Here is a 4,474-nt window from a genome sequence, read left to right on the forward strand (position 1 = left end):
CTCGCACACCGGAGCCAGCCGGGAGAGCGCGACGACCTCGTGGCGGCGCGGCAGCAACGTCTGGTCGATGATGCGCATGGCGCCGGCGGCAAAGCGAACGGTGGGCAGTGCGTCGAAGGTGCTCACGTTACACCTGCTTCATCATGTCCAGCAGTCGCGCCACCGGCAGCCCGACCACGTTGAAGAAACATCCCTCGACGGAACGAATCAGCCCAGCGCCGATTCCCTGCGCGGCGTACGACCCGGCCTTGTCGCGCCCCTCACCGGTGGCGACGTAGCGCTCGATCTCGGCGTCGTCGAGGTCGCGAAAGGTCACGCGGGTGCGCTCGCTCCCGGACATCGCCAGCCCGCGCGCATCGCGGCGCAGGGCGACACCGGTGACGACGTGGTGGCTGCGTCCGGCGAGTGCGCGCAGAAACCGGGCCGCCTCGGCGTCGTCGGCGGGCTTGTTGAGGATGACGCCGTCCACGATGACCACGGTGTCGGCCGCGACCACCAGCGCCTGCGGACGGCGCGCGGCCACGTGCGCGCACTTGCGCTCCGCGAGCAGCGCGGGTACCGCGAACACGTCGTCGTGGGCGATGTCTTCCTCGAGGTGCTCCGGCGCGGGCTCCACCTCGAAGTCGAAGCCGAGGCCGCGCAGAATTTCGATGCGGCGCGGCGAGCGCGACGCCAGCACGAGGCCGCGCTGATGTTCGGGAGCGAGGAAGGGGTTCACGTCAGTCCCTGTCGATCACGATGGTTACCGGCCCGTCGTTCACCAGCGACACCTGCATCGACGCCTGGAACTCGCCCGTCTCCACCCGGCCGGGCAGTTCTTCGCGCATGGCCGCGACGAAGCGGTCGTACAGCGCGCGCGCATCGCCCGGGGCCGCACTCGCATCGAAGCTGGGGCGCGCACCCTTGCGCACATCGCCGTAGAGGGTGAACTGCGACACCACCAGAACACTCCCCTGCACCGCATCCAGCGCCAGCGACATGCGTTCCGCTTCGTCCTCGAACACGCGCAGCGACGCCACCTTGCGCGCCATCCAGCGCACCGCTTCCTCGTTGTCGCCCTTGCGGAATCCCGCCAGCACCACGAAGCCCGGCCCGATGCGCCCGGTCTCGCGGCCCGCCACCGTCACGCTGGCCTCGGCCACGCGCTGCACCACCACGCGCATCAGCTGCCGCTCTCGCGCATGTCCACCAGGCGCAGGTCCGGGTAGACGGTCCCGAGGTAGGCGCTCTTGCGGATGGTCACCGCCAGGTCGAGCGCGCGCCCGTGCAGGTCCTCAGGGGTCTGCGGGCGCTCCCAGCCAAAGGCGATGGCGGAACCGCGCGCGCCCTCGCCGTCCATGAAGAAGAGTTTCATGTGCCCGTCGCCCACGATGGTGGTGTCGCGCAGCACCTGCACGTCGCGCAGCAGCCACACCGGTTCCGGATTGCCGTTGCCGAACGGCTCGCAGCGCGCGAGAAAATCGAGAAGTTCGACGGTGCACTCGGTGACGGTCAGCTCCGCGTCGATACGCAGCGCCACGCCACGCTCGTCACCGATGGCGTCGCGCAGCCGCTCGGAGAAGGCACTGGCGAAACCGTCCAGTTTCGCGGGGTCCAGGGTGAGTCCCACTGCACCGGCGTGGCCGCCGTAGCGCACCAGGTCGTCGTGGAAGTGGTCGAGCTGCTCCTTGAGATTCACACCCGGGATACTGCGGCCGGAACCCTTGAGCATGCCGCTGCTGGGGCTCATGAGGATGGCGGGGCGCCCGAACTCCTCCACCACGCGCGCCGCGGCAATGCCCAGCACGCCCTCGTCCCAGTTCTCGCCCGCCAGCACGAAACCGCCGCGCGCATCGCGGTCGGCCATGCCGTTGATCACCGCGACCGCCTCCTCCTGCACCTGGCGGGTGAGTTCGCGGCGGCGTTCGTTGTCGCTCTCCAGGGTTGCGGCCAGTTCGAAGGCACGGTCGCGCGCGCTCGCGCACAGGATCTCGAGCGACGGCTTGGCGCGCGACACGCGGCCGGGCGCGTTCAAGCGGGGTGCAAATGCAAACGAGAGGTGGCGCGCGGTAATCTCGCTGCCGTTGAGGCGCGCGAGTCCGCGGATGGCCTCGAGGCCCACGCGCATGCGCGTGTTGATGCGCGCGAGTCCCGCCCTCACCAAAAAGCGATTCTCGGCCACCAGCGGCGCCATGTCCGCCACCGTGGCCAGCGCCACCAGGTCGAGCAGTTCTTCGGGATCGACGCCACCCTTGAACCCGGAAGCGGCGAGCGCCTGCACCAGCTTCCACGCCACACCCGCACCGCACAGACCCGCGAACGGGTAGGTCTCGCCGGGTTCCACCGGATTGAGCAGGATGCCGCCGTCGAATCCTTCCACCGGCATCTGGTGGTGGTCGCACACGATCACGGGGATGCCCGCGGCTGCGACACGCCGCAACCGCTCCGCATCCGAGGTGCCGCAGTCCACCGCCACGAACACGCCCACCTTCTGTTCGATGGCCCACTCCACCGCGCGCTCGGCGATACCGTAGCCATCCTTGCGCCGGTCGGGCACGAACCGGAACACCGTGGAAAAGGGTCCGTTGAAATAGTGGAAGAGGATCGCAGTACCGGAAATACCGTCGGCGTCATAGTCGCCATGAATCAGTATCGACTTGCCGTCGCGCGCCGCAGCCGCAATGAGATCAACCGCGTCGCGCATGCGCGAGAACAGAAAGGGATCGTGCACGCTGGAAAGGGGCGGCTCCAGAAATTCGCGCGCGGCGGAAACGTCAGCCAGGCCCCGCGCGGTCAACAGGCGCGCACCCGCCGCGGGAATGCGCAGCGTGGTGGCGAAGTCGGTGGTTGCGGCACGGCCGCTCTCATTTATGACCCAGCGGTGCTTGTTCATTTGGATTATCCGGGAAGAAACGGGCCCGAGCGGGACGTAAGCCGAGTTCTGTTCTCCCGAAGGAGGACGATCATTTGTCTGGGATGCCCGTTACCGGACACCTCAAGCGACCAACCCGAGAGTCATGACGAGGCGGAGCACCTCTGCCCTCCTATTTGGTCTTGCACCGGGTGGGGTTTACCATGACGGCCGCCGTTACCGGAAGCCCGGTGAGCTCTTACCTCACCTTTTCACCCTTGCCGTCCCGGCCGAAGCCGGTCTTGGGCGGTGTGTTTTCTGTGGCACTTTCCCTGGAATCGCTTCCGCCGGGCGTTACCCGGCACCCTGCTCCGCGGTGCTCGGACTTTCCTCGAACGGCCAAAGCCGCCCGCGATCATCTCGCCCGCTCGAACCGCTGGCATTATAGGGAAGGATCGCGGGATGGCGCAACCGCGGTTTGCGGGCGGGGCAGTTAGCCGCCTAACGCTCCGGTTCAGCGGCGGCGCCTTGCGCCGTCTGCTGCAACCGGTTGTTAGGCGGACATCCTTCGCTCACTCCCGCAGGTCTCCCGACGCGCTGGGCCAAAACGCAGCCGCAAGTAACGTGACACTCCCGACGCAGACGATGGCCGTGGCCAGTTGAAAAGGCAAGGCTCCAAAGTAGTGCGTGCCCATCACCCACACCAGTGTGGGTGGCAGCGTCGCGATTGCTGACGCCACAACCCGCGTGGTGACTCTTGCCCATGAAGTGCTATGCGGGGCCGCATACGTAATCAACACACCCAGGGGTAGCAGCAGTACACCCACCACAATGTGATTGAGCAGCATCGGCGGCCTGAGCCAGTCCAGAGCTGCAGGTCTTGCGGCGTCCGTCAACATCTGGGCAATGAAGGGAGTCACGGCGAGATGCAACACACCCAGGGCGCACAGCAGGATTCCGCTCGTGCGCAAGAGCAGTACCCGGACACGCACTGTCATCGACCGTTCTCCATCCCTCGGCCGCCTAACGGCTGGAATTCAGCGGCCCGGGCGCTCGCGAAGCGAGCGGTCGGGTCCGCTGCAATGATTTGTTAGGCGGCCACTGGTTCAAGCGTTTCGGTCTTCACCTACTGAGACAGCAAGGCCGTCTGGATCAAGGTAGATGGCGACCTTGGACCCAAATACGTCCTTGGGTTCCTGGATACACATAACTCCTAGCGACACCACTCGACTGTGGAAGCTCTGCAGGTCTGGCACGCCGAAACCAGGCCGACAACCTCCAGGCGACTCAGGGATGCTAGCCTGACCGGCGCGGCCCGGGCCCTCGCCAAGGTGCAAGGCGAGAGTAGCGCCCGGCGTGTCGAACTCGGTCCAGTGGGAAGACTCAAACTTGACGGGCAGGCCCAGCGCGCCGCGATAGAACTGGACCGACCTCTTCATGTCGCTCACGAACACGATGGCATAGGTAACTCTCATTCGAATCGGCCTTTCTGTTGCCTAGAAGATTGTGGTGGCCGCCTAACGCTCCGGTTCAGCGGCGGTGCGAAGCGCCGTCCGCTGGAACCGGTTGTTGGGCGCGCACTGGATAGCCGGGGATGTTCTTGCCTAGGTGGATGTCTCGCCGCACGACCCAGGCACCGGCGCT

Annotated in this window: 4 protein-coding genes and 1 other RNA gene; all 5 read right to left on the reverse strand. The window is 66.6% G+C overall.

Going from position 1 to position 4,474, the window contains the following annotated elements:
- Positions 1-127 precede the first annotated feature (127 nt).
- Entirely contained in the window at positions 128-718 is a 591-nt protein-coding gene (locus OEX18_15740; GenBank protein ID MDH4338715.1) for a Maf family protein, read from the reverse strand.
- 1 nt (position 719) lies between these two features.
- Positions 720-1,163, reverse strand: coding sequence for a D-aminoacyl-tRNA deacylase (dtd, locus tag OEX18_15745; GenBank protein ID MDH4338716.1), 444 nt, complete (start codon positions 1,161-1,163; stop codon positions 720-722).
- Positions 1,163-2,872: a single-stranded-DNA-specific exonuclease RecJ gene (recJ, locus tag OEX18_15750; protein ID MDH4338717.1), complete on the reverse strand. Its 1,710-nt coding sequence runs from the start codon at positions 2,870-2,872 to the stop codon at positions 1,163-1,165. Before recJ ends, dtd begins: the two co-directional genes overlap by 1 nt.
- 22 nt (positions 2,873-2,894) lie before the next feature.
- An RNA gene (rnpB, locus tag OEX18_15755) (RNase P RNA component class A) lies at positions 2,895-3,261 on the reverse strand.
- Between the two features lie 141 nt (positions 3,262-3,402).
- Positions 3,403-3,828, reverse strand: coding sequence for a hypothetical protein (locus OEX18_15760; GenBank protein MDH4338718.1), 426 nt, complete (start codon positions 3,826-3,828; stop codon positions 3,403-3,405).
- Positions 3,829-4,474 lie beyond the last annotated feature (646 nt).

Source organism: Candidatus Krumholzibacteriia bacterium, from assembly GCA_029865265.1.
Classification (GTDB): domain Bacteria; phylum Krumholzibacteriota; class Krumholzibacteriia; order WVZY01; family JAKEHA01; genus JAKEHA01.